This window comes from Idiomarina sp. H2 (genome assembly GCF_004364275.1).
Classification (GTDB): domain Bacteria; phylum Pseudomonadota; class Gammaproteobacteria; order Enterobacterales; family Alteromonadaceae; genus Idiomarina; species Idiomarina loihiensis.
In genome coordinates, this window is sequence record NZ_SNZY01000002.1 from 76,600 (window position 1) to 102,564 (window position 25,965).

22 protein-coding genes are annotated in these 25,965 nt (G+C 48.5%); 8 read left to right on the forward strand and 14 right to left on the reverse strand.

Annotated features, from left to right (window positions below; all coding sequences use genetic code 11):
* Positions 1-59: 59 nt before the first annotated feature.
* The gene (locus DET62_RS02605; protein WP_034818974.1) at positions 60-278 is read left to right on the forward strand and encodes a hypothetical protein; all 219 of its coding nucleotides are present in this window, start codon (positions 60-62) and stop codon (positions 276-278) included.
* Between the two features lie 105 nt (positions 279-383).
* On the opposite strand, the gene DET62_RS02610 is transcribed toward DET62_RS02605, so the two are convergent.
* Entirely contained in the window at positions 384-1,124 is a 741-nt protein-coding gene (locus DET62_RS02610) for a ferredoxin--NADP reductase (RefSeq protein ID WP_110013012.1), read from the reverse strand.
* A 9-nt stretch (positions 1,125-1,133) separates the two neighbouring features.
* A complete protein-coding gene (locus DET62_RS02615) occupies positions 1,134-1,379 on the reverse strand; it encodes an accessory factor UbiK family protein (RefSeq protein ID WP_011233471.1) in 246 nt (81 codons plus the stop codon).
* A 110-nt stretch (positions 1,380-1,489) separates the two neighbouring features.
* Here DET62_RS02615 and rep point away from each other — a divergent pair, with 110 nt between their 5' ends.
* Entirely contained in the window at positions 1,490-3,499 is a 2,010-nt protein-coding gene (rep, locus tag DET62_RS02620) for a DNA helicase Rep (protein WP_110013011.1), read from the forward strand.
* Between the two features lie 7 nt (positions 3,500-3,506).
* On the opposite strand, the gene DET62_RS02625 is transcribed toward rep, so the two are convergent.
* Both DET62_RS02625 and DET62_RS02630 read right to left on the reverse strand, forming a co-directional pair.
* Positions 3,507-6,107, reverse strand: coding sequence for a diguanylate cyclase (locus DET62_RS02625; protein ID WP_110013010.1), 2,601 nt, complete (start codon positions 6,105-6,107; stop codon positions 3,507-3,509).
* A gap of 221 nt (positions 6,108-6,328) precedes the next feature.
* A complete protein-coding gene (locus DET62_RS02630) occupies positions 6,329-6,754 on the reverse strand; it encodes a cytochrome c5 family protein (RefSeq protein ID WP_011233468.1) in 426 nt (141 codons plus the stop codon).
* A gap of 84 nt (positions 6,755-6,838) precedes the next feature.
* On the opposite strand from DET62_RS02630, the gene dinB reads away from it, so the two are divergent.
* The gene (gene dinB / locus DET62_RS02635) at positions 6,839-7,909 is read left to right on the forward strand and encodes a DNA polymerase IV (protein ID WP_110013009.1); all 1,071 of its coding nucleotides are present in this window, start codon (positions 6,839-6,841) and stop codon (positions 7,907-7,909) included.
* Between the two features lie 2 nt (positions 7,910-7,911).
* Here dinB and DET62_RS02640 read toward each other — a convergent pair whose 3' ends face one another.
* The 5 genes from DET62_RS02640 to DET62_RS02660 form a co-directional block, all read right to left on the reverse strand.
* Positions 7,912-8,340 carry a DUF4399 domain-containing protein gene (locus DET62_RS02640; protein ID WP_110013008.1) on the reverse strand — a complete coding sequence of 143 codons (429 nt, stop codon included), beginning with the start codon at positions 8,338-8,340 and terminating at the stop codon, positions 7,912-7,914.
* A 26-nt stretch (positions 8,341-8,366) separates the two neighbouring features.
* Positions 8,367-10,259, reverse strand: a complete 1,893-nt coding sequence (locus DET62_RS02645; RefSeq protein WP_110013007.1) for a methyl-accepting chemotaxis protein — start codon at positions 10,257-10,259, stop codon at positions 8,367-8,369.
* A gap of 66 nt (positions 10,260-10,325) precedes the next feature.
* Positions 10,326-11,696 carry a potassium transporter TrkG gene (locus DET62_RS02650; RefSeq protein ID WP_110013006.1) on the reverse strand — a complete coding sequence of 457 codons (1,371 nt, stop codon included), beginning with the start codon at positions 11,694-11,696 and terminating at the stop codon, positions 10,326-10,328.
* Complete coding sequence (locus DET62_RS02655; RefSeq protein ID WP_110013005.1) at positions 11,693-12,355, reverse strand: TrkA family potassium uptake protein; 663 nt, start codon at positions 12,353-12,355, stop codon at positions 11,693-11,695. The genes DET62_RS02650 and DET62_RS02655 overlap by 4 nt, the downstream gene beginning before the upstream one ends.
* A 9-nt stretch (positions 12,356-12,364) precedes the next feature.
* Positions 12,365-15,031 (reverse strand): M14 family zinc carboxypeptidase, encoded by a 2,667-nt coding sequence (locus tag DET62_RS02660; protein WP_110013004.1) that lies wholly within the window; start codon positions 15,029-15,031, stop codon positions 12,365-12,367.
* A gap of 107 nt (positions 15,032-15,138) precedes the next feature.
* On the opposite strand from DET62_RS02660, the gene DET62_RS02665 reads away from it, so the two are divergent.
* Positions 15,139-16,329 carry a murein transglycosylase domain-containing protein gene (locus DET62_RS02665; protein ID WP_110013003.1) on the forward strand — a complete coding sequence of 397 codons (1,191 nt, stop codon included), beginning with the start codon at positions 15,139-15,141 and terminating at the stop codon, positions 16,327-16,329.
* Here DET62_RS02665 and DET62_RS02670 read toward each other — a convergent pair.
* A complete protein-coding gene (locus tag DET62_RS02670; protein WP_110013002.1) occupies positions 16,323-16,862 on the reverse strand; it encodes a hemerythrin domain-containing protein in 540 nt (179 codons plus the stop codon). The two genes, DET62_RS02665 and DET62_RS02670, sit on opposite strands and share 7 nt — an antisense overlap.
* A gap of 158 nt (positions 16,863-17,020) precedes the next feature.
* Between DET62_RS02670 and norR the strand changes: the two genes are divergently transcribed.
* Together norR and DET62_RS02680 are read left to right on the forward strand one after the other, a co-directional pair.
* Positions 17,021-18,565: a nitric oxide reductase transcriptional regulator NorR gene (gene norR, locus DET62_RS02675; RefSeq protein ID WP_110013001.1), complete on the forward strand. Its 1,545-nt coding sequence runs from the start codon at positions 17,021-17,023 to the stop codon at positions 18,563-18,565.
* A complete protein-coding gene (locus tag DET62_RS02680) occupies positions 18,562-18,954 on the forward strand; it encodes a YbaN family protein (RefSeq protein ID WP_110013000.1) in 393 nt (130 codons plus the stop codon). Before norR ends, DET62_RS02680 begins: the two co-directional genes overlap by 4 nt.
* Here DET62_RS02680 and DET62_RS02685 read toward each other — a convergent pair.
* The 3 genes from DET62_RS02685 to DET62_RS02695 all read right to left on the reverse strand — a co-directional run bounded on the left by DET62_RS02685 (position 18,951) and on the right by DET62_RS02695 (position 22,129).
* Positions 18,951-20,153: an NnrS family protein gene (locus DET62_RS02685; RefSeq protein WP_110012999.1), complete on the reverse strand. Its 1,203-nt coding sequence runs from the start codon at positions 20,151-20,153 to the stop codon at positions 18,951-18,953. The genes DET62_RS02680 and DET62_RS02685 overlap by 4 nt on opposite strands.
* Positions 20,154-20,258: 105 nt before the next feature.
* Positions 20,259-21,131 carry a U32 family peptidase gene (locus DET62_RS02690; protein WP_110013072.1) on the reverse strand — a complete coding sequence of 291 codons (873 nt, stop codon included), beginning with the start codon at positions 21,129-21,131 and terminating at the stop codon, positions 20,259-20,261.
* Positions 21,132-21,136: 5 nt separating this feature from the next.
* Entirely contained in the window at positions 21,137-22,129 is a 993-nt protein-coding gene (locus tag DET62_RS02695; RefSeq protein ID WP_110012998.1) for a peptidase U32 family protein, read from the reverse strand.
* Positions 22,130-22,222: 93 nt separating this feature from the next.
* Between DET62_RS02695 and DET62_RS02700 the strand changes: the two genes are divergently transcribed.
* Both DET62_RS02700 and hemN read left to right on the forward strand, forming a co-directional pair.
* Positions 22,223-22,720, forward strand: a complete 498-nt coding sequence (locus tag DET62_RS02700; RefSeq protein ID WP_110012997.1) for an SCP2 sterol-binding domain-containing protein — start codon at positions 22,223-22,225, stop codon at positions 22,718-22,720.
* Positions 22,721-22,754: 34 nt separating this feature from the next.
* Positions 22,755-24,116: an oxygen-independent coproporphyrinogen III oxidase gene (gene hemN / locus DET62_RS02705; RefSeq protein ID WP_110012996.1), complete on the forward strand. Its 1,362-nt coding sequence runs from the start codon at positions 22,755-22,757 to the stop codon at positions 24,114-24,116.
* A gap of 395 nt (positions 24,117-24,511) precedes the next feature.
* Here the strand turns inward: hemN and nhaD are convergent, their stop codons facing one another.
* On the reverse strand, positions 24,512-25,945 hold the full coding sequence (nhaD, locus tag DET62_RS02710; protein ID WP_110012995.1) for a sodium:proton antiporter NhaD: 1,434 nt from the start codon (positions 25,943-25,945) through the stop codon (positions 24,512-24,514).
* Positions 25,946-25,965 lie beyond the last annotated feature (20 nt).

Below are 25,965 nucleotides of genomic sequence, written 5' to 3' on the forward strand. Positions count from 1 at the left end.
TTGATAATACTTCCAAAGCACACTAGCATTTATGCCTGCACTTTTATAAGAGAACCATCATGGGAACAAAAATTCAGTTTCGTATTGATGAACAAACAAAGCGCTTAGCGCCGCAGAAGGCAGTAGAGCGTCGAAAACAGCTATCGCAGGAAAACTGGCTTACAGAACAAGTCAATCAGGCATTCCAGAAATTAGAGTCTGGCCAGTTCGCATTCACTGATAACGAGCAGGCAAAAAGCCGATTGGAGAAATTTAAAGCCCAATTTCGTAGGAGCTAGCCTTAAGGCGTTGCTAAATCAGGCTATAGAGATAATGAAGAAAGTGAACTAGTGGCGATTAAGTTTGCCGCCCCAAACACCTTGAAAACGTTTCAAATATAACCATTACCAGTAGTTTTCAGACGTAACATTACCAGGCTTACGCCGAGTGTTTTTAGCAAGCCCCAATTCAGCTAGCGCGGCGCGTGACTCTTTTATCATGTCGGGGTTACCACAAAGCATCACCTGCGCGCTGGTATTCAGCGGTGTGTCGAGTGCATCACTTAATTGACCAGAGCTGATCAGTTCAGGAATACGTGCAGAGAAAGCACCCGGAATGTTTTCACGAGTAATCACCGGCTGGTAGCCCAGTTGCCCGGGGTATTCTTGTTGCCACTGCTCTATTTGGCTCTGATACACTAAGTCTTCTGCCACGCGTACACCGTGCACCAGATTAATCCGTTTAAATCGTTCCCACGGCTTTTCGGTTCTTAGCATAGAAATGAACGGCCCAATGCCGGTTCCGGTAGAGAGCATCCACAAGCTGTCGCCGTCCGGCACTTCGTCCAGCGTGAAAAAGCCACCTGCGGGCTGAGTTATGTCCACGCTGTCACCCGGCTGTAACTGAGCTAACTTGGTACTGACCTCGCCGTCTTCCACTTCGGCAATCACAAAGTCCAGTATGGCTTCGCCCGGAGCGCTGGCTAGTGAATAGGCGCGCAACAACTGTTCACCGCCAATATTCAAACCCAAACGCACAAACTGCCCGGCCTTAAAATCAAACGGCTCAGCCACAACTCTTAAACTGAAAACGCCAGAACTCCAACGGTAATTCTCGACAACTTTCCCACTAATCCATTGGATCATACGTCTGACTTAGTCCTTGTTCTGGTTCTTGGTCGCTTCCAGCTCTTTTTCCAACAACTCCACGCGCTCGCGCAGGCGCAGTAACATTTGCTGCTGCACATCCAGCTCTTCGCGGGTGACTAAGTCCAGCTTAGATAGCTGTGACTGCAGGGTTTGTTTAACGCGCTGTTCCATATTGCCGGCCAGTTCTTTGACGCCTGCAGGCATGCTGTCGTTAATTTGGCGAGCAATATTCTCTATTGTTTTGTTGTCCATAAGTCTCTCTTTGTGTAAATCGTTGCTTATGCGTTTAGCTTAGCAGGAGATTCAGGTAAAATCCGAGCTTCTTATCAGCTTTTTCACGAATCAGGAACTCCGCGGCGCCCATGCTGAACGATCGCCAGAACCAGGCTGTACATTACATCCAGGGCCCTTTATTGGTGCTTGCCGGCGCCGGTAGTGGCAAAACCCGGGTAATAACGGAGAAAATTGCGTACCTGATCCGCCAGCAAATTTACACCGCCCGGCAAATTGGTGCAGTGACTTTTACCAATAAAGCCGCCAAAGAAATGAAAGAGCGTATAGCGCAAACCTTGCCGAAAGCTCAACTGCGCGGTTTAACCGTGTGCACCTTTCATACTCTGGGGCTGAATATTATTCGTCGGGAACTCAGCACTCTGGGGTTTAAGCCCGGCTTTTCATTATTTGACGACCAGGACACCTACGCCCTGCTTAACGCCCTGACTGAAGAGGTATTTGAGGGCGACAAAGCGCTGATTCAAGCCTGTCAGCACCAGATAGGCCACTGGAAAAACGCCATGCTGTCGCCGGAGCTGGCTCTACAAAAAGCCGGAAACGATCGGGAAAAAGCCTTTGCTCAGGTCTACCAGCAATACCAAAACAACCTGAGTGCCTGTAATGCCGTGGACTTTGATGACTTGATCCGCCTGCCGACGCAGTTACTGGCGACCAACGAGAACGCCCGCGCACGCTGGCAGAAAAAGTTTCAGTATTTATTGGTGGACGAATATCAGGACACCAACACCAGCCAGTACCAACTGGTCAAGTTACTGGTGGGCGAACGCGCTCGCTTTACCGTGGTGGGCGACGACGATCAGTCCATTTATTCATGGCGTGGTGCGCAGCCTAAAAACCTGGCCTTGTTGAAGCAGGACTTCCCACAGCTGGACGTGGTTAAGCTGGAGCAGAATTACAGGTCGCACGGGCGTATTCTGAAAGCCGCCAATATTCTCATTGAGAACAACCCACACGTATTTGAGAAAAAGCTGTTCTCAGAAATGCAGTACGGCGAGCCGATAAGCGTTATTTTTGGTCGTAACGAAGAGCATGAAGCAGAGCGTGTGGTTGCCGAAATTGTAAAACAACGGTTCCTTCGCAAAACGCCGTATCATCACTTTGCTATTTTATACCGGGGTAATCACCAGTCGCGCTTGTTTGAAAAAGCGCTGATGAACAACCGCATCCCTTATAAAATTACCGGTGGTCAGTCGTTCTTTGCCCGCGCGGAAGTCAAAGACATTATGGCGTATCTGCGGTTGCTGGTGAACCCTACCGACGACACCGCCTTTCTGCGCATTATTAATACCCCGCGGCGCGGCATTGGCCCGCAGACCGTTGAGCGTATTGGCCGCTTGTCGCAGGAGTTAGGTTGCAGCTTATTTGAAGCCTGTCAGTCGCCCCATTTAAAAACGCAGCTTAGCACCGGTGTGTTTCAGCATGTGGACGTGTTCCGCAACATGATAGATACCCTGGCCCGCCGAGCCGATCATCAGGAAGACGCCAGTGACGCAGTAAAACAACTGCTAAGCGAAATTGGCTACGAAGACTGGTTGTTTGAGCAAAGCCCCAGCGCGAAAGCCGCCGAAATGCGGATTAAAAACGTGTACGAACTGCACCGCTGGGTATCGGACATGCTAAAAGGCGACGCCGAACATGAACCCATGGAATTGAATCAGGTGGTCAGCCGCTTGTCACTGCGCGATATGATGTCCCGTAACGAAGACGACGAGCAGTTTGAACAGGTGCAGCTAATGACCTTGCATGCTTCCAAAGGTCTGGAGTTTCCACAAGTGTTTTTAGTGGGTATGGAAGAAGGCCTGCTTCCTCACCAAAGCAGTATTGATGAAAATAACATTGAAGAGGAACGCCGCCTGGCTTACGTCGGCATTACCCGCGCCCAACATAAGTTAGTCTTTACTATGGCTAAAGAGCGCCGTCAGTTTGGCGAAAAAACGGAGCCACAACCCAGCCGCTTTTTGCTGGAGTTACCGCAGGACGATTTAGAATGGGAACACCGCAAGCAAAAGTCCGACGAGGAACGTGAAGAGCAACGAAGTCAGGGTTTGGAAATGTTGAAAAACGCACTGAAAAAGTAGTGCCAAGCTAAGCGGATACGAAAGAGGTGTCGTCGTCTTTGGCTACAGTGCCTTCATAGTTTTCGTCAATGAAGCTGCCCTGCCCCATCATAACACCTTGCTTTTCCACATCATTTTTTTGCGTTTCAGTTTCCAGTCCATCGGCATAAACAGCAATATCGAGCTCATGACACAAGGTCACAATGTGCTTTAACATGGCCTGCGCCCTGTTATTGCTGCTCAAACGAGCAATATAATGGTGATCCAGCTTAAGTATGGTAAACGGAAAGTTATACAAGAATTGAAGCGGCCCGGAGCCACTGCCAAAGTTGTCTATAACGAGCTTAAAGCCAAATTCGGAAAGCCGTCTTAAACTGGCCAGTACCCGGCGGCCGTCTCTGACCAGGTCGGTTTCATCAAATTCCAGTGCGATGTTCTCTGGTTTAACACCGCTTTCAGTCACAATATTCACCAGCTCATTCAGGTGACTGGTTTTCAATAAATGCCGCACAGATAAATTCAGGTGCAGCATAGTTTCAGCACTGACACTATTTTCAACAAGCCACTGGCTGGCTGCCCGTAAAGCAAAGCGGTCAAGCTTCACAATAAGGCCGGTGCGCTCGGCCAGAGGTAACAGCTCTTCACTGTTAAAGCTGTAGCGTGGGTCTTCCCACTCCAACTTAGCTTCTATGGCCTTGACCTCGCCTGTTGTTAAATTCACTATTGGCTGAAAACTGACAGCGAAATCTTTCTCAACTTTCGCATGGCGCAGCGCCGTTTCTTTACGAACACTGTCCACTAAGTTTTCATGCATGCTGTCATCAAATAATACGTAGCGCCCGCGCCCCATACCTTTAGCCTGGTACATGGCGGCATCTGCGTCGCGTAACAGCCGTTCAGCCGAATCGGTCTCTTCCAGACACTCGGCAATACCGATACTGGCGCCGGAGTAATGCTCTTGTCCGTTCAGATGGAAAGGTTCACTCATTTGCTGGATCATGCGCTTGGCAACGTCTTTAGCGTCATCAATACTGGTAATGGTATCCAGCAGAATAACGAATTCATCACCACCTAAGCGCGCCACCATGTCGTTGTCACGTACGCAGTCACCAATACGCTTGCTCACTTCCAGCAAGAACTCATCGCCGGCAGAGTGCCCAAGCGTGTCGTTTATATTTTTAAAGCGGTCCAGGTCAACAAATAGCACCGCAAAATGGTGCTCAGGGTGCCGTCGTTTATGTGCCACGGCCTGCTGCAAACGTTCATTGAACAATATGCGGTTAGGTAAGCCGGTCAGGTTATCGTGGTGCGCTGCGTGGAATAAGCTGGATTCGGTTTTTTTCCGTCGTTCTATTTCGGACACCAGCTCTTCGGTACGCTCCGCCACTTTCTTTTCAAGGAACTGGTTTACTCGCTGAATTTCTTCCGCTGAGCGTTTTCTGTCAATGGCCACGGCAACGTGCTGCGAAACAAAGTTCAGTAGTTCTAAATCATCACTATGGTATAAGAAGTCACCGTCGTAGGTCTGGACCGCAATAACCCCAAACACCTGCCCGTTCATCATTAAGGGGCTACCGAGCCATTGCTTAGCCAGTTTCATGCCACCGTAGCCCAGCTCAATCTCGTTTTTCTTCAGCAGTTTTTGACGTACAGGGGCGTCGATAAAGGCCGGTTCACGCATCTTAATAACGTATTCGGTTAAACCTTTACCGACTCGTCGGCGTTCGGCTTTAGCGCCTGTTTCATCAACATGGTAGGGAAAATGTATAAACTTTTTATCGTCTGATAAAAGCGCGACAAAGAAGTTGTCGGCATGAATCAATTTACCGATTTGCCTGTGCAACTGACGATAAAAGGCGTTCATATCGTCAGAGGTATTGGTCAGCTCGGAAATAGCAAAGAGCACCGAGGTTTGCTGCTCAGCCCTTTCACGAATGGTAATCTCGCTCATTAAGCTTTCATTCGCATGGCGTAGTTCAGCTGTCTGGTGCTCTATTTCGCTTTGCATTAAGTCGCGCTGCTTTAAACGCTCTAAGGCATTCACCACGTGTTGCGATACAAAGGTAAGCAAATCTTCATCTGAGGCGTCATAACGAACGTCAGCGCTGTAGCTCTGCACCACCATAACACCTATGGTCACGTCACCACGTTTTAACGGAACACCTAACCAGTCCTGATGTTCTGCCCCTAAGCCTTCTATTTCGGCGTTATCAATTAAGCGTTGGTACACTTCCGGCGGGCAAAGCAAAGACTGGCCTTTTCGCAAAACATAACCCGTTAAGCCTTTCTTCAATTGCTCTATAGGAATGCGTTCAAATAAGGTGTCCTGATCAATTTCATCGACAAAATAAACAAAATCGACCAGCTCTTCCTGAGGTTCGTAAAGGCAAATATAAAAATTACGGGCGTACATCAGCTCGCCGATAATTTCGTGCAGAGACTGATAAAAGTTGTCCATTTCGCGCGCAGAAGCCGCCAGTTCCGATATTCGGAACAGCGCTTTTTGTACGACTTCAGCAGACCGATATTTTTGGGTCAACCCCTTTAGGCGGGCGATGACTTTGTGCAAGCGTTCATTTTCAGTTTTTATATTCTGAAGCTGTTCCTCGCTATGCGTACGGTCTGTCATTCAGGTTCAACCTTAGACACTGACACTCCTTGCCGCGAAATACATTTTGTTAACACTTGTTGCGTTTAGTAACAGTCGTACAGTATAGACCTGTGTCAAAAAATAGAAAAGATCTGGTTAAAAATTAATTAGCGAAGGAAGTTAAGAGAGCGAATTAACGTCGATTGACACAAAAAAGACCACCGGGTGGTGGCCTTTTGTTACTGAAGATGCAAATAAAACTAAATTTCTTCAGTCATGTAATTTATTGCAGCTTGAATTTCTTCTTCTGAGCAGTCGCTACAGGTTCCTTTAGGCGGCATGGCATTAAAACCTTCAACTGCGTGCTTCAATACCGTTTCCATGCCCTGGTCTAAACGTGGTTGCCAGTCGGCAGCGTTGTTTCTTTTTGGAGCTCCCATAACACCACTGGTATGGCAGGCTGTGCAGTACTTATCATAAACTTGCTGGCCTGAACGCGGTCCACTGCTTTCTTCAGCAGCACTGCTTTCACCAGCCACATAATGTTTTCCCAAAGGCTTAATACGCTCTGCAATCGCTTCACGTGACATATCATCCTGCACTGATGCCGCACTAATACTCAGCGCAAACAGCATTGAAATAGTGCCTAAAACGCTCTTAACGAAAAATGAATTCATAGCTTTCACTGGTTTCTCCTACAAATGGCTGGTGTTCTTGCACGCCCAGTTAGTGGATGCGATTATAACCACAAATGTGCAAAGGATAAACACTTGGCTGAAATTGCTCGCAAAATAGCTTTGCTGGATTTGGATGCGTTCTTTGCTTCGGCTGAAGAATTACGCGATCCAAGCCTGAAAACACGCCCTTTTGCTGTCGGTGGCGGTGGTGCACGAGGGGTCGTTGCAACGGCAAATTATCTGGCTCGTCAGTTTGGCGTTAAAAGCGCGATGCCGGGTAGTCATGCCCGCCGTTTGTGCCCGCAATTAACCTTTATACGACCCGACGGCAACTACTACCGAGAACTGTCCGACAAAGTGCTGGATATTTTGCATGAACTCACACCTCGCATTGAACCTGCTTCTATTGACGAGTTTTATCTGGACTTAACTCATTTGGAAGGCTTTAAAGGCAGCGCAACTTTGGCCATGGACTTTGTTCGTGACCAAATTAAGACGCTGGGAATAACCGGCTCTGCCGGCATTTCAAACCAGAAAATGGTAGCCAAAATTGCCAGCGAAGAGCGCAAACCCGATGGTCAGTTTGTGGTTCGCCCGGCAGAAGTTCTCGACTACATTGCGGCATTAAACCTCAAGCAAATTCCGGGTGTTGGACCTAAAAGTCAGCAAGTGCTCACTAACTATGGACTCACCACAGGAAAAGACATTCAGAATATAGAACTGCAGCAATTACAGGCCATTCTTGGTGATAAAGCCGGGTATGTACTATTTGAGCGCTGCCATGGGCGGGATCGCCGCGAAGTTGTTACAGAGCGCATTCGCAAAAGTGTCGGGGTTGAACAAACTCTAGCAACGGATATGCGACTGGAATCGACAGCTCAGGCTTATGTTCAGGACAATTTGCTACCGAAACTGCGTCAACGAATGAAAATTACTCACTGGCGCGAGCAGCCCATCCGTAGCCAAACACTAAAGCTGAAATTCTCTGACTTCACACAAACAACGGTCTCCCGTAGTGCCCAGTTTATTTCACCCAGCCTGTTTTATCAGTTATTAGATGAAGCCTGGCAGCGTGGAAAAGGGAAAGGGGTAAGGCTGTTGGGGATCAGTGCAACATTGCCTGACCCCAACGAGCAATTACAACTCGAACTCGAGCTGGATTAGTCTTATTTCACTGTAATAGTGATTTTTTCTGAAACCACGGCCGGGTTATGCGGTACGTGGTTCTTATCGCCTAAGATAATTTGTAGCGTATGTTCACCCGGCTCTAAAGTCACGGTAGTTTCCGTCTGGCCACCACCAAAATGAGTCACATCACCGCCCATAGGCTTGTCCATGGCTGGTAGTTCGTCTTTATCAACCAGCAAATGGTGATGTCCGGTATTCTTCACATCGACACCTGCCGGCGCTACGCCCATACCGCTTAAGCCAAACTTCACTTTAAAGGTTTTACCAACCACTTCCCCGTTTTGCGGAGAAATAATATAAGCCTGGGCTTGCTCTGATGCTTCTGTACGTTCTACTGCCTGCGCCGTTGTTGCCAGAACAGGTCCGCCAAGTAGTGCTATGGCGCCAATCATCCATGCTTTGTTCATAGGTTTGCTCCAATAGTTGATTTCGATCAATTCAGTTTAAACTGTGTCACCAATTGTTCCAAGCGTTCAAATGCCGTATTCAGTTCACGGCAAGCCCGCTTAGTATTATTTAGATTGTCGACACTCTGATCGTTCATACTGCTAATATCCATAATGTCACGATCAAGCGTTTGGATCACTGACGTCTGCTGTTCGGTTGCTGACGCGACTGAATGATTCACGTCATCAATAGTTACAATGATAGCGTTAATTTCGGACATATGCTCAGCAGACTCTTCCGCGCTTAACACGCAGGCACTGCTTATTTCCTGACTTTCCTGAATAACCTGAACAACGCTGCGCGTTCCGGCTCTGACCCGTTCTATCATGGTTTCAATTTCACCCGCTGATGACGAAGTCCGCTGAGCCAGACTGCGCACTTCATCCGCAACCACCGCAAAACCGCGACCGGCTTCCCCTGCTCGTGCCGCTTCAATAGCCGCATTTAGAGCCAGCAAGTTGGTCTGCTCAGTAATGCCTTTAATAACCTCAATGATCTTACCAATGTTCTGGGTGTCTTCATCCAGAGTATGAATTGCCTGGCTGGAGGCATCCATACGTTCCGACAAGTGCTGAATTTGTTGGCGGTTATGTTGCAAAGAGTCTCGGGCAGATGACGCTTTTTCGGTACCGAAGCTTGCCTGTTCAGAGGCTTTTGCGGCATTTTCGGCAATTTCATTAGCACTGGCGCCCAGTTCATTCACCGCCGTTGCAACAGAGCTAGCTTTTCCGGCCTGTTCACTGCCTATATCCATTGAATCGTCACTTGCCTTAACCATGCTGCGAATGTTGCCTTCCACTTGTTGTGCGGCTGCATTCACTTCCAGCAAGGCTTGCTGGATTTTCTCAATAAACTCGTTCATACGGCGTGAAACAAGGCCAAACTCATCGTCGGATTCAACCGGCAGCCGCTGCGTTAAATCGCCCTCGCCGCGGGCCATATCGGTTACGGCCTCATTTAAACGACGCAAAGGTTTCAGTAATAAGCGCAATAACCAGGTTAATGACACCACTACTGCCACAATGCCAATAATCAGGTAAACAATAGCGGTCCAGGCAAAGGATGACACGTTGCTGTAGGCCTGTTCGCGGTCAATAACCACTCCCAGATACCATTCAACTCCCTGAATACCTTTTATTTTATGGAATGACACGAGGCGGTCCGCTCCATCAATACGGTATTCGGAAAAATCAGAACTAAAAGCAACTGACTGACCAGCGTAATCGTTCACAGATTTTTCAATCCAGTCTTCATCTGGGTGTGCCAGAATATTACGGTCACCACTTACCAGGAAAGCATAACCCAGACCCATAAAATCGATGTCGTTAACAATCTCAGAAATCTCATCCAGCATCATATCGCCACCGGCAACACCCACCAGACGGCCATCACGACGCATGGGCACCACCGCGGTAATGGTCAACTCATTGGTGGTAACGTCAATATAAGGCGCAGTATAGGTTGGCTGCCCCTCATCAACCGCCAGCTGATACCAGGGACGGCTGCGGGCATCGTAATCGTCCGGCAGGTCGATGCTGGGATCATCGAGCAGAAAAGTACCGTCGAGCAAACCGTAATACACATTTTTAAACTTACCAGCGGCTTTGGACTGCTGAACCCGCTCTAAAGCACGGTCTGTGGAATCATCAACACGGTAAGCATCGGCGGTTGCCTGAACAATGCTCATGCGGTCATTAAACCATTGGGAAATATTGTTCGATACTGAGTCAGACAAAGCCTGCATTTGATGCTGCAAATTACTGCGGGTTTGATTCGACATCTGCAAAAAGTTGGTCAGCGTGAAGACTCCCAGCACGAGTACCAGTATCAACGACGCAACAATAATGACTTTTTGCGTGAACTTTAATTTATTCAGCATCTTCGGAGCTTCTCTTGTTATTGTTTTTTATGAGCAGTCTCTTAAAATTACTCTGTATTTAGCAAACTACCCCACCTGTACTTCAGTTTTCGGGTAGCGGACTCTTTTTCGGTGTGGAGTTGTTAAAAAGTACACTAAAGTCAGCGGCCCTACCCGTCCGGCAAACATCAGAATAATGACTAAAATCTGGCTTACTTCAGTTAACTCGCCCGTTATTCCTCGTGACAGTCCTACCGTCGCCAATGCCGATAAAACCTCAAAGCTTACATCTATAAACGGCAGCGGATTCAAAATCATTAGAAAAAAGATACCGAGAAACGCCATTAGCAGCGTAATCATTGAGACAGCCAGAGCTTTCATCACCATTTGCTGTTCAATACTACGCTGCATTAATGTCACGTGCTGTCTGCGTCGCAGAAACGCGTATGTCGCCATCATCAAAACAATGAAAGTACCTAACTTAATACCGCCGCCAGTACTCATTGAGCCGCCACCAATAAACATCAACAACATAATGTACATGGATGTCGGTTCGCGCAGTTGTCCAATATCAACCGTATTGAAGCCCGCTGTTCGTGGCGTTGTCGCCTGAAACCAGGAGGCTAAAGTCTGCTGTAATGTTGATAAAGACCCCAGGGTGTCAGGGTTACTATGCTCCAATAACCAAAAGATAAAGGCAGAAAGAATATTAATTAAAAGAGTGGCTATGAGAATACTGCGTGTATATACCGAGAATTGATGCCAACGCCGCTTCTCGAATATATTCATCAATACTGAAAAACCTAAGCCGCCGACAATAAACATGAACGTAACAACTAAGTTCACGGGAATACTGCCAACGTAGTCACTTAAGCTGTTTGCAGAGAGGGCGAACCCCGCGTTATTAAAAGCTGATATTGAATAAAAAGCAGCCTCGCCTAACGCTCCCCAGAAACCAAACTCCCCCCACCAGGTCAGCGTCAAAACTACGGTTCCCAGAAGCTCGACAATTAATGCCAGATAGAAAACGGTTCTGGCAGTCTTAGCAATATTTTTTAAGCTGGTCTGCTGCATCGCCTCCCTTGCAACGAGCTGATAGCTAATACCAATGTTTCCGCCCATAGACATAACCGCCAGAATGGCAAATGTCATAAAGCCAATGCCGCCAGTCTGAATCAAAATTGCAATAACGGTGAGTCCGAAAGGGGTGTACGCCTGACCGGTATCGACTACCACCAGTCCGGTTACTGTGACTGCCGATGCCGCAGTAAACAGACTTTCTAGCCAGGTAATAGGTTCAACAGTCGCAAAAGGAAGTTTTAGTAATAAGGCACCCAGCAAAATTAAGACGAAAAAGCCGCCAGCAAGAACAACCGGCGGGCCTACTTTAAGCTTTTTATGCTGGCTCCGTCTGGCTCTGGTGTACGCCATAAAAAAAGAGGGTAACCATTGCTTCATGACTCTTCGACCAACTTCGGTGCGATTGACTTCAGCGCTTTTAAGCTACCCGCCATAACCAGAGTTTCATGGCCTTCTATGGTTGTTTCCGGGCTCGGTGTAGCCGTTACTTCGTCCCGTTTTTTTAATAACAGCAAATGAAAGTTATCGGTATTATCGGGCAAAATGTCGTTTAGTGTTTTACCTTCAAGGTTTTCACCTAATGCGATTTCGACACAAAACCAGTTATGTCCAAGCGACATGTACTCATTAACCATGGGGTAATTCAGAGCCTGAGCAACTCTTATGCCCATTTCTTCTTCCGGGTGAATAATGCGACTTACCCCAAGTTTTGACAAAATTTGGTGATGCGACTTAGACGTAGCTTTTGCCCATATGGTCTCAACACCAATAGTTTTTAAGTGCAGTACACACAACAAACTGGCCTGCAAATCCTCGCCAATAGCAACCAGAACCACGTCGCAATTCGATAAGTCGAGCTCCTTCAGTGCTTTCTCGTCGGTAACATCACAGATTGCCGAGTGCGTGAGCTGATCGGCAAGTTCTTCAACCAGCTTCTCGTCCGCATCAACGCCAATAACCTCATGGCCTAGCTCTAATAATTCCAGTGATGTCCGGGCGCCGAAGCGGCCCAGACCAATAACTCCAAACTGTGCCATGTAAGACTCCTATTGTGCTTTTGCCGGTGCCAGGAACAAGGCGTTCATCAGCAAGGTATTTAAGCCGTCCATATAGGCACGGTACGTGGGTTCCTGAGTAAAGCTGATAATCATGCCTTTACCGCTTGGCTGCCACATTAACAGCGGTTTGTAAGGTAATTGCTGAGCTATATCGTCCCACAAAAAGCCACTGGCTAACAGGCTATCCGCGCCAGCAAACCACGCAATGTTGCGACCGTGATCAATATCAATGGGGGTAAATACGTCGTTACCGTTATAAATACTCACAACCTGCGGTTTAACACCGGCGCTTAACCAGTGGTCTGTATCTACTTCGGTATTTAGCAAAGCACCCGGCACCCAGTCGGGGTCAGCGCCGTGCGGTTTTATTTCCGTTAAGAACTGCTCGCGGCTTTCAATCACTTTGCCGTCTACTTTAATTTCTTCATCAGGCTCAGTAACGCCTTCTTCCGGCACTTTGCGTTCCAGCTGGGTATTAAGCAGACCGGTTTCAACCGCCCAGGCAGAAGCGCTGCCTAAGGTCAGCAACACACCGCCGTCTGACACCCACTGTTGAATCTTCTCCACAGTTTTGTCGTTAAGCACGCTAGAGTATGCACCTTCCGGTAGTATCAGAACATCCAGCCCATTAAAGTCACTTTGCAACAGTTGCATGGTGCGAATGGCCGTTACCGGGTACCCCATCTGACGTTCAATCACAAAGCGGGTATGCCCTGCACTGTAAGGGCTAACCGGCTCATCCCAGGCAATAGCAATATTCGGTGCTTCCAGTTTGCTTACGTTGTGCGAACCAAAGTTAGGCCCTTCTGTCATCCAGCTTGTATCAACACCTTCAACGGTTGCGCCTGACGCCTCAGCGAGTTTTTGTAATTTAGTCTGCAAGTCATCAGAGTTGTCAGCGCGGGTTAAAATCAATGAGCCACTGGGGAATTCACCCGCACTTTCGTGGGTGAAGGCTAATTCGCTTTGGCGAACCTCCAGACCTTCGCGCAACGCAGCAGTGAGAAAACGTCCTGCATTCATATCCCCCCAACGAACCAAAAAGGCCACTTTGGCGTCCGGGTTAGTCACTTTGCCAGGCTCAATACGACCTTCTTCTACAAAGGCTGTGGCGACGTCAGGTAAGTCATCGCAAGTGTGGCTGTCGACATTGAACATCAACGGCAGTGACCAACCGGTTACGTCGTAAATTTGGTCCGGCAGGTTATTGTTACGGCGCTGCTCCTGCTCTGCCAGGAAGTCATCCGCCATATCCACTTGCTTATCCATTAAGGTGCGTATCATGCGGTGTGCAGGTTGTGCCATATCAATGATATAAGCACCAGCTTCATAATCAGTACCGCACACATCAAACGCCTTTTTCGCCTGCTTCACTTCTGCGCCCTGTTCAACCAGTAAAGAGGCTAATTTACGAGCGGCAGCCGGGTCGCCCTTGGCGGGCAGAATAATAGAGCGGACATCACCGTCTTCACCTGCTTCGACCGCTGACTTGCGGTATTCCCAGAACTTCTGCAATAAGGCTTCGCGGCGTTGGGAAACTGTCTGAATAGTCGAGATAGACGCTATAAAATGCTGCTGAACACCGTCGGCGTAGGTCAGTACGTCACCGTCTGTACGGTCAAACAAATGCCCGCGCGCTGAAGCCATCTCATAGGTCATTGCAACTGAGCCCTGATACAGCGGCCAACTGGCACCGTAGCCCGGGTAAAACGCGTCGAAAATTTCGCGGGTAAAATAATCAAAGCCCTTTTCGTCGAACCATTGGCCGTTATTTTTACCAATCCAGTTCAGCGTTTCACGTTGTGACTCGGTAATCAGTGGATTATAAGGCCTAGCCTCTGGGGTGAAGTAATAAGTGGAATCGCCACCCATCTCATGCAGATCAACAAACACCAGCGGATAGTATTTTAATAAGGCATCTATTTGCCCGCTAATTTCAGGCTGAGTCAGCGCTATCCAGTCACGATTCATATCAAACAGGTAGTGGTTAGTGCGCCCGTTAGGCCAGGGTTCGTTGTGCTCCGCACTGCGGCGGTCACCCGAGTGCTCCAGCCCAACACTCATGTAGTAACGATCGACAAAGCGGGCACGTCCGTCCGGGTTTTGCAGTGGGTCAATGAATACCATGGTGTTATCTAACCAGCGTTGGGTCTGCTCACGCTGGTCATGCAGCAGATGATAGGCGGTTACCATAGCGGCTTCCGGTGACGAAATTTCATTGCCGTGAACGCCATAGGACAGCCAGATACTACCGGGCAATTCGTCAATTAACTGCTCAGCCTTATCGCTGTCGGTTTTGCGCGGGTCGGCTAAGGCCTGCATGCCCTTCATAAAACCGTCAAAGTCAGCCATATTGTCTTCACTGGAAATAACCGCGTAATAAAGCGTACGCCCTTCCCAGCTTTTGCCGTACTCTAGCAATTTTACTTGTTTGGGGTAAGCCTGCTGCAGAGCTTCAAAATAACGGCTCATGTCGGCCGGGCTGGTAATTTTAGTGCCAAGCGGATAACCCAGGACCTGCTCAACAGTCACTTCTGAATTACTGTAGTTCGCTTCGGGAAGTAATGACTTTTCGCCAGCCAACTGCTGTGCGTAGGAGGGGTTAACAAACCACGAGACGGCGGCTATCAGCGCCGCAAATTTGAGACTGCGCATCTTCATTCCTGTTGTTTTATGCACTTTTAAACTGTGCTTGGGGTTTCTTTTTATGTCTCTCTAATGTAAAAGCTTGAACAAGGGAAGTGAAGCTCAATTTAGGCGCTATGAATAAAAAGACTCAATTAACCACTCTGCTGGCGGCTATAGCCACAACGCTAATTTTGGCAGGATGCCAAATAACACCTAATAACGTAAAACGCGTGGTCAATTCCGGCGTGCTTAGCGGTAACGACCCAAGTGCAGTGGTGGAATCTATGGCGCGTGAGCGTTTGCACAGCTACCGCAGCAACCCGCAACAGCTTATTAGCGACATTGAGGACTTACGCAAGGCTTTGCGCGATCTGCGTGCCGTTGCTGAGGCCATATGGGGTGACGAGGAAAACACGGTTCCCAGCGCGAAAAAGTACGTTAAATACAGTGATAACTTTCATGCCAAAGCCGTTGTCGATTTTGAGCAGGGCCTGCTGACCGTTGCGACATTGCATGACAGCAATGATCCAGCCAAAACCCGGGAACAACTCAAAGCCGCTATTGTGCGTACGCTGTTAACGCCAGCCGACCTCACTGCCGTTGATATTTTTACCGATAAAGAGCCTGAACGGACGGGAAAACCATTTTTGCGCGGGCAAGTTGTTGACCAGGACAATGTGATCGTCGAGTACGAATGGCGGGCGAATCGCTTTGCCGAGTATTTGGTGAAAAACCAGTTGCGCACCCGGCGCGCTAAAAACAACAAGGTGTATGAGGTTCAAATTGCTTTGGTCGATGAACACCAGGAGCTACGCAAACACCAGTATGCCGACTACGTGATAGCCGCAGCGCGACGCTATAACCTGGAGCCTGAGCTTATTTATGCCATTATTGAAACCGAAAGCAGTTTTAACCCTTATGCGGTGAGCCACGCTAACGCTTACGGCTTAATGCAGGTAGTGGCATCGACCGCCGGACGTGACGTGTTTGAGCGCGTTCGTAAAATTCCCGGGCAGCCCACGTCTCAACAATTGTTTGACCCGGCTCAGAACATCGATATTGGCAGTGCCTATTTGCACATTTTGAACACCCAGTACTTAAAAGGTGTGCAACATCCGCGCAGTCGCGAATACGCTATTGTTTCAGCATACAATGGTGGCGCCGGTAACGTGCTGAAAACCTTTTCTTCCAACCGCAGCAACGCGGTTCAAATTATAAACCGAAGTCAGCCCGGCATTGTTTACCGGGACTTAACTTCTAAGCATCCGTTGGCGGAGAGCCGTCGGTATTTAGAAAAGGTGATGTACTTTAAGCAGGGTTACTGACACGAACCGCAACAAAAATCTTTACCGTGCTCAGGTGCCGATGCTTTCTTTTCAACAAAAAGCAGGTTGTTTTCCAGGTGAATATGCTCGTGCAAATCATCCTGCAGCTCTTTTAAGCCTTTATAAAGAGCTGTCCAGGTACCACAGGCGCCTTCCGGTAGCGTTAAGTTATTGGTCAGTTCGTCAATTCTATTAAGTTCACCTTCATGCTGAACGTGTTCGCTTTCCATTACTGAAATTGGCCCGCCGGGATAAACACCACGAGACAGCAAAGGAAAAAGAATTTGTTCTTCTTTTGTCATGTGGCTTTCCAGCTCCTGCATCAGGTTATCCAGGTGTTCAGTCAGACCAACCGGGGCTTCGGGGTGATCACCATGAACAGCTTCAACGCGCATGGCCAATTGCTTTAACTCAGGAAGTTGTTCGCGATGGCGCTGATGAAAACGCAGATAAATATGCTCTATCAAATGCTTGGGTGAAGCGTCCTGCCATTGTTGCTCGGCAGTCTGTAAACGGTCATCGAAAGTACTCATGGGTCACTCCTGTTTGCTAAATAAAGTTTCTTACTCCGGTCAGGATTGCAACAAACAGGCCATCTCCTACCCCGTTAGGATTATTGACTCTCCGGGGTGTCACGGTACTATCAACCCAACCAATAAGGGTATTTTTAACCTGGGCAGTCAATTTAACCATGTTGCAAGAAAGTCTATTAGCAGACCTGCTTACCGAGCAGCCTGCAGCGGTTCGTTTACAAAATTTAGTCAACACCTTACGCAGTCACTTCAACTGTGGCGCAGTGGTTTTATTAAAGCTGGATAATGAAGTGCTGCAACCGGTTGCTATTCAGGGACTGGTACGCGAAGCGCTGGGTCGTCGGTTTGTTGTAGCACAGCACCCCAGGTTAGCGGCATTGCTGGCATCTCGTAACCCCGTGCGGTTTGAGCACGATTCGTCATTACCGGACCCCTACGACGGACTGCTCGCTGAGCAGCCAGGTAATGCGCTGCCCGTTCACGACTGCATGGGTATTAGTTTGTATCTGGAGAATAAGTGTTGGGGTGTACTGACCTTAGACGCACTGCAACCCGGTACATTTACCGACAACTCAATGATTGAACTGCAAAAGTTTAGCTTGTTCGTTGAGACCGCCGTTCGCATTGGCCAGCTGGAGCAAAACGTCAGGGCTCTGCGACAAGGCCAGCAGCGCACCATGCCAAAATCCGGAACCACAGAAAGAAACGAGTCGGAAATTATCGGGCACAGCAAAGCTATTGAAAGTGTGCTGAAAGAACTACGAGTGGTTGCCAGTGCCGATTTGCCCGTACTGCTACTGGGCGAGACTGGTGTCGGTAAAGAGCTGTTTGCCCGTGAACTGCACATACTCTCACAGCGCAGCGACAAACCCCTTATTTATGTAAATTGCGCGGCTCTACCCGAATCACTTGCAGAAAGCGAGCTTTTTGGTCATGTAAAAGGGGCGTTTTCCGGCGCAACCAGCGACCGTTCAGGACGCTTTGAAGTCGCTCACGGCGGTACGCTGTTTCTGGATGAAGTTGGCGAGCTGCCACTATCCATACAGGCTAAATTATTGCGAGTACTGCAAAATGGTGAAATTCAGCGTTTGGGCTCTGACAAATACCGAAAAGTAGATGTTCGCCTTATAGCCGCCACCAACCGCAACCTGCGCCAGCAAGTCAGTAATGAAACTTTCCGTGCTGATTTATACCACCGCCTTTCGGTTTATCCTTTGCCCATTCCGCCATTACGTGAGCGCGGTGACGATGTGTCTATTCTGGCCGGGCATTTTCTCGAGCTAAACCGGGCTCGTCTGGGGTTGCGGGCTTTGCGCTTATCGCCGGAGGCTGAGCTTGCCATACAACAGTATCAGTGGCCGGGTAATGTGCGTGAACTGGAACATGTTATCAGCCGGGCCGCTATTAAGCTGCTTAGCCACGGTGTGGAAAAAACCGATATTGCCACCATTGAACCCGACATGCTGGATCTTGATGTGCAACTGCCTTTGTCAGCCACCACCGACTCTGGGAAAAATTCTGCTGGAACCGGCTTACCTCAGGCTAACGTGTCGATGAAAGAAGCGGTAAATTATACTCAGCGTAAGATGATAGAAGCGGCTTTAGGCCGCCATAACAACAGTTGGAGTCAGGCCGCTAAAGACCTGCAGCTGGATGCCAGTAACCTGCACAAAATGGCCAGTCGATTAGGAATGAAGTCGTGACGCGGGAGCTGTTAATTCGATTATTGTGGCGCGCTCTGGCGCTATTTTTTGTATTACTTGGACTTATCGGCATTGCCCTGCCGGTAATGCCCACAGTACCTTTTCTCATTGCTGCATTGTGGGCTGCTAGTAAAGGCTGGCCCCGGCTTGAAACCTGGTTGCTTAACCACCCCAAATACGGCCCGGACATACGAGCCTGGCGCGAGCACCGAGTGGTTAAACGCCGCTCTAAAATCATAGCCTTAGTTATGATGGCAACCGGGTACCTGGTGCTATGGTTATTTGTTCCGCAAGTTCCGGTGTGGCTAAAAGCAATTGTCGGTGTTGTGCTGGTTGTGGTCGGGTGCTGGCTGGCTACGCGCCCCGACCACTCTCCGGAAAAGACTTAACCCGGGTTACCGTCGGCGCGGGGTGTTGTCAGCACCTTAAAATAAACCACAACATAAATGCCATAAGCCAGAGTCCAGGCTAAAGCACTACACATTAACCAGTGGCTGGCTAAATCAGGAACCAGCCACATTAAAAAGACCCGGGTTAATGCAGCTATTAATACCAATAAAAATGCGCCGGTCATTATCAGTTTTGGTTGCAACGGACGCCCACTATGACCCAACGAGACGCGCGCTATCATGCTAAGAATCATATTCCCCATAGCTCCTGCGGTTAAGGCGTGCAGCGCCAGACTCTGCGTCAGGTCGAAACCCGCGTAACGCAATGCAAATAACGCCAGACCAACGGGAATAAACCAATAAGCTAAATGCAGTGACCAAAGCAGCGGTACTCTCCAGGTTATCCAGATTTTCCAGCGCGCAACTCTTATGCCGGTTGCCACCGCTGAAACGCCAAATAAAACGACCATTATCTGGTTAGGTAACAGCGTGTGCAGATTCAGAAAGTGCACAGCGAAGATAAGCCACAAGCTGCCTAAAGCTATACGATCAAGCCAGACTATTGGCGTTACTTTAGGTGTTTGAGTCCCGTTGGCAGTAAACATTGGCAACACTCGTCCGCCAATAATGGCCATTAACAAAGTCACCAGAAATACCGCGTTGTAAGCGCCAAGCACCTGAATATGATAGTGACCAAAGTGTAAGCCGTAATGCATAAGCAAGTTGCACACCGTCAGCAACAGCAAAATGGGCACAAAGAATAAATTCCGGGTCTGATTTACTTTTAACACCATACGCCCGAACAGCAACGCGGCGACAGGTAACAGACTGACATCCACGCCTGCAACCAACCACCACGGCAGTTCACCGCCCAACAGCAACATTAACCTGGCGGCTGCCCATAAAACGGTCAGACTAAGCAGAGTCTTGCCATGTGGTGCTCTAAGTCCGGTCCAGTTCTGCACCGCAGTTAATAAAAACCCCAGGACTATGGCAATAACGAAGCCAAATATCATTTCATGGCTGTGCCAGAACATGATGTTGCCGTATACAGGCAAACTGAGCTTTCCGCTAAGTGCTACCCCCCACAGCAGCATCGCTATGGCGCTAAACCCTGCCCCCAAAAGGAACAGAGGCCGAAACGCCTGCCGCAGAATAGGAGTTAACTGCTCTTCTTTTTGTCTGTCTGTGATTTGCATCACTGTCACCGCTTATTAATAAAAGATACATTTTTAATATACCTTTTATTTTGACTAAGATCGACGCTCTACCACTAAAAGTCAGTTAATACCTATTTAGAGATTCTAGCCTGTCGCTAGCCCCGCCAGTTGCAACCAATAGCCATTGTTCTCTTTGCTCGTCAGGGTCACGGGGTGTTCCCCATTGATATTACTGCGGAAGCGTTGTAGCCAGTCGAAAGTTCCCTCGGGTTGCGGACTAATACGCACAATATCGACCAGGTCATTCATACCCGGTAGCTGGTTTATCAGGTTATAGCGTGTACCCGATTGCGTCTGAATACCATTAAGTACAAACACCTGCTGACCTTCCTGGCTTTTCACTTCCCGGCCTTCCGGGTATTTTATGCAACACAGCTCGCACTGATCTTTCGGCCGGTTCTCTGAGCGAGCGGTAAAGCAGCGACCAGACCAGGCCAAAGGTATATGACCAAAGGAGAAAACTTCCACGTCAAAGCAGTCCCTCACAGTGTCAATAAGGTTGTGCTGTAACACGTCCTGCAGCCAGTCGCGGGAAAGTTCAAATGGAACCACCCAACGGGTCATACCCATATCAATTAAACGGCGCAGGCTCTGGTGATTATAAATATTAATGGCCGGCCCGGCGGTAAAGTTCAGTCCCTGCTCCTGCAGCACCCCAATAGCACTGACATCATTGGCTTCAACATAAAACTCGCCATTATCGCAATATTTACCCAGCTCCCGGAGCTCCGCAGGAGCTTCCAACAAGGTCATTGTCGACAGCGTTACTTTTTTCCCGGCTTCTCTCAGCATATGCGCTATCGCCAGATAGTCATCCAGCTTTAACTCACGACGCTTGCTACAGACGGTTTCACCAAGATACACGTGTTCAACATCCGACTCGGCAGCTCGCTGATAAAAATCAAAAACCTGCTGTTTCGGCCAAAAATACAGAATAGGTCCTAGAGAAAACTTCATATTGGTTACTTCCATTTCCGGTGGTACGCGCCCAGCGTCGTTTGACTGCCTTCAGAAAGTGAGGCCAGAACCGAATTCCAGTTATCTTCCACTTCAAAGGCGTCCGGGTCGGTCATAACGGCATCGATAGCCTGACGCCAGACTCTGGTAATTTGCGACACATAAGCCGGGCTGCGCTGCCGCCCTTCAATTTTTAACGAGGCAATGCCTTCTTTATACAGTTGCGGCAACAAACTTAAGGTATTCAGGCTGGTCGGTTCTTCCAGTACGTTGTAAGTTTCGTCGTCAACCGAAAAACGCCCTTTGCATAGAGTGGGATAACCCGCTTTTTCGTTTTCATCAAAACGGTCGATAAGCACGCCGTTAAGCCGTGACTCCAGTTTATTGTCCTGTTCGTCCCACTCCACAAAAGCCGCAGGTGAGCAGGCTCCAGCGGTATTAGGAGACTCGCCGGTTAAATAAGAGCTAAGATAACAACGCCCCTCCGCCATAATGCAGAGGCTACCGAAAGCAAAGACTTCCAGCTCGACGTCAGTTGTGCGCGCCAGGGCTCTGACTTGCTGCATAGACAGCACTCGGGGCAAGACCACCCGCGACACGCCAAACTGCTGATAAAAGCGGATGGCTCCGGCGTTGGTTGCAGATGCCTGCACCGACAAGTGCCTTTCAACTTTGGGGTACCTTTCAGCCGCGTAAGCCAAAACCGCGAGGTCTGCAATAATCAGTACATCAGCACCGGCCAGAACAGCATCATCAACTGCCCGACGCCATTTCTCCCAACTGTTGGCATGCGCAAAGGTATTAATGGCAACGTGCAGTTTACGACCATGTTTATGCACATAGTCCGCTGCTTCTGCCAGCTTCATCTGATTTAAATTCAGACCAGCGAAATGACGTGCATTGGTTTCATCCTTTAACCCCACATAGACCGCATCGGCACCATTTTCTATTGCCGCTTTTAATGCAGGGATACTTCCGGCCGGACAAAGCAGTTCCATTTAAAACCTCTATTTAATATTTTGTAGCACCATAATTATTAATTCATTATAGTGCTCACAACTTTTATTTTGTTGTTGTAAACGGAGCAAAATATGAATACCACCAACTGGGTATCTTCTATACCTAATATAATTCGACCAATAAACAAATTAATTCCATCGAAATTTATTAACTTCGGGTCTGAAAAGTTATTAAATATTTTATTTAAGGAAGAAATCTCATCAGGGGAGCTTAATTTTATTTCTGGAAACATAATAGAGATAAAGGTTAAAGACATTGATTTATCTCTATTTTTGACGTTAAAAGGAAACCAACTAAAATCCCTCAAGAGCCCATTTGAACCCGACGTACAGCTCTCAGCAGACGGTGACGCACTGCTTTTACTGATTTACGGAAAGGTTGACCCCGACACTTTATTCTTTAATCGGAAACTAATGGTAAAAGGCAATACCGAATTAGGGTTACATTTAAAAAACTTCTTAGACACCATTGAGGTAAATCAAAAGCTACCAAGGACCTTATATTTAATAGGAGACCGGTTTAGTGATTTTATTTATAAAGAAAAAGGTGAAACAATACAGACAAGTTAATTAAATAGTTTTTGACTGGGGTCAAGAGGTGGTTATGAGTACAGTTACCTGGGATAAAGAGTTAATAGAAAAATACAACATTAATGGACCTCGTTATACGTCTTATCCCACAGCGTTAATGCTTTCCGAACAATTTTCAGAAAGCCGCATAGAAACCGCGCTGAAAAATGCAAATGACGGACTGTGTCTTTATTTGCACTTACCTTTCTGCCACAAGCTTTGTTATTACTGTGGTTGCAATAAAGTGATTACCCGCCACCAGCATAAAGCAGATAAATATCTGGATTACCTCGCCCGCGAAATGGCGATGTACCAGCCTATGGTAAGAGACAAGAAGATCCGTCAGATTCATTTAGGCGGTGGCACCCCAACCTTTTTGACTGAGCAGCAACTGACCCGCCTAATGGAACTGGTTCATCAGCATTTTACCTTCGCGGACAACCCTGAAGTCAGCATAGAGATTGACCCACGCAGCTGCAGCGACGAAAAACTTCGCCATTTACGTAAACTGGGTTTTAACCGTGTCAGCTACGGGGTGCAGGACTTTGACAAGAAAGTGCAAATTGCGATCAATCGCGTGCAGGATATTGAGCTTATTGCGCATCAGCTAAAGCTCAGTAAAGAGATAGGCTTTGAGTCAATCAACTTAGACCTTATTTACGGCCTGCCTTACCAGCGTCCGGAAACCTTTAAGAAGTCTATTGAGCAAGTCATTGAAATGGATCCTGACCGCATCTCGGTATTTAGCTATGCGCATTTACCTCAACGTTTTGCCGGGCAGAAGAAAATACCGGAAGAATCCATTCCGCAGCCATCGGTTAAGTTGAGTTTGCTGGAACAAGCCATTACACAACTGAACGACGCCGGTTACCAATTTATCGGCATGGACCATTTTGCAAAAAAAGACGATGGACTTGCCATAGCTCAGCGCGAAGGCCGCTTGCAGCGTAACTTCCAGGGCTACACCACCGACGGTCAGGACGCACTGCTGGGCTTAGGTGTTTCATCCATTAGCCAGGTAAACGGTGTACTGTGGCAACACGAAAAAGAGCTTCCTGCCTACTACAAAATGATAGATAACGGACAAAAACCCATTATAAAAAGCATGGCGTTAAACGACGAAGATAAGCTGCGTGCCGCATTAATTTCTCAGGTTATTTGCCATTTCGAGCTTGATATAGAAGCCTTTAAAGCACAATGGGATCTCGACGATTTCTGGGCTCATTTCGCCGAAGCCATACCGCTACTAAAACCATTCATTGAAGACGGCTTAGTCGACGTTTCCGACAAAAAGCTCCGCGTCACCGACTTAGGTCGCCTCTGGGTTCGCAGCATCTGCGCCTGTTTCGACGAATACCTGGACCACGGCCAAAACCGCTACTCCAAAGTCGTTTAGCTGGCTGGGGGCGGTAACCCGGCCTCGGTTACGCTTGGAGAGCTGGTAAGAAAGACGCCGTAAACCCATCCCTGGGGGCTTGGGTGGCGCCATCCTTGGCGCCACACACTTTCTTACCAGCTCTCCGGCGCGTGCCGCGACCGGGTTACCTCTATCAGCTGACTTCGGAAAACAAACCTTAATAGCCGGCTGAACGACAGTATCCGAAAAGCAAGAGCGCCGAAGAAGCCTCGGCAAAGCATAGGTTAGGGAAAGGACGTCGAGTGGTTGAGGTTTCCGGCTCAGAGAGTGTGTGGCGCCAAGGATGGCGCCACCCAAGCCTTACAGGGACGTACTTGCAGGCGTCTCTCTGAGCCGGGAACCTTAATCGCAAGAGAGTCCTTTCCCCTTCCCCGCTAGCTGAGGAAGGTGGCTTGGTTTAGCCATAGGTGTAGCAGGATGCTGGCTGCGTAGCCTATGGCTATTACCGGTGTCCATTTCAGGTGCGACATAAAGGTGTAGTAACCTCTGGCTTGTCCCATTAAGGCGACGCCTGATGCGGAACCGATAGAGAGCAGGCTGCCGCCGGTACAACAGGCCAGGGTTATTAGCAGCCAGTGTCCGGTGGACATTTCAGGGTCCATGGACAGTACTGCGAACATCACAGGGATGTTATCCACAAGAGCGGAGACCACGCCTAGAATACTGTTTGCTATGGTTGGGTCTAAACCACCGTAAAGAGACTCGGACAGTAAACCTAAATAACCCATAAAGCCTAAACCGCCAACGCACAGCACAATGCCGTAGAAAAACAGCAAGGTGTCCCATTCGGCACGGGAAACCCGGCTGAATACGTCGAATGGCACGACACCACCAAGTTGTTGCAGGCGTTTTTGGTCGCCTTCGCGTTCTGCCATTGCTCGCTTGCGCGCCAGCGATCCCGGCAGGGTCATACGCAGGAAGTAACCGAAGAACTGTAAGTAGCCCAGCCCCATCATCATGCCGAGCACCGGCGGTAAATGCAGCCAAATGTGGCATGCAACGGCGGTTGCGACTGTTAACAAGAATAAGAACGTAATGCGCAGGGCTCCGCGCTTAAGCTCGACTTCGGTATGCAATGTTGTCGGACTTTTGTTCTCAATAAAGAAGCTCATGATAACTGCGGGTATTAAGTAGTTCACTAACGCGGGTACAAACAGCTGTAAGAACTCGGTAAATTCTACCTTGCCGGACTGCCACACCATAAGCGTGGTTATGTCCCCAAACGGGCTGAAGGCACCGGCGGCATTAACCGCTATAACAATACTGGAACAGCAAAGCGCGACGAACTTTTTATTGCCCTCGGCAACTTTCATGACCACAGCCGACATTAACAAAGCGGTAGTCAGGTTGTCCGCAATAGGCGAAATGAAAAACGCTAAAAAGCCGGTTATCCAGAAGAGCTTTCTATAGGTAAAGCCCTTTTTCATCAACCAGGCGCTGAGCGCATCGAACAAACGCCGCTCTTCCAGAGCATTAATGTAGGTCATTGCCACCAGCAAAAACAACATCAGCTCTGCGAATTTTAATAAGTTTTCCCGGAACGCCTCTTCCGCCAGAACGGCATTGTCGCCACTATAAACAAACCCTATGAGGATCCAGATAACCCCTGCCGCAACCAGCACAGGCTTGGATTTTCTCATGTGCAGTTTCTCTTCACCCATCACCAAAATATACGCAAGAATAAAAATGACGATGGCAGCGTAACCAACGGTCGATGAGGTGAGATCGATACGGTCAGCAGATGGTTCTGCAGCCAGCACTGATACCGAAAACAGCAGCGAAATGACGGTAAACAGTAGTTTTTTCATAGCGTTTTTTCAGTGCAGTT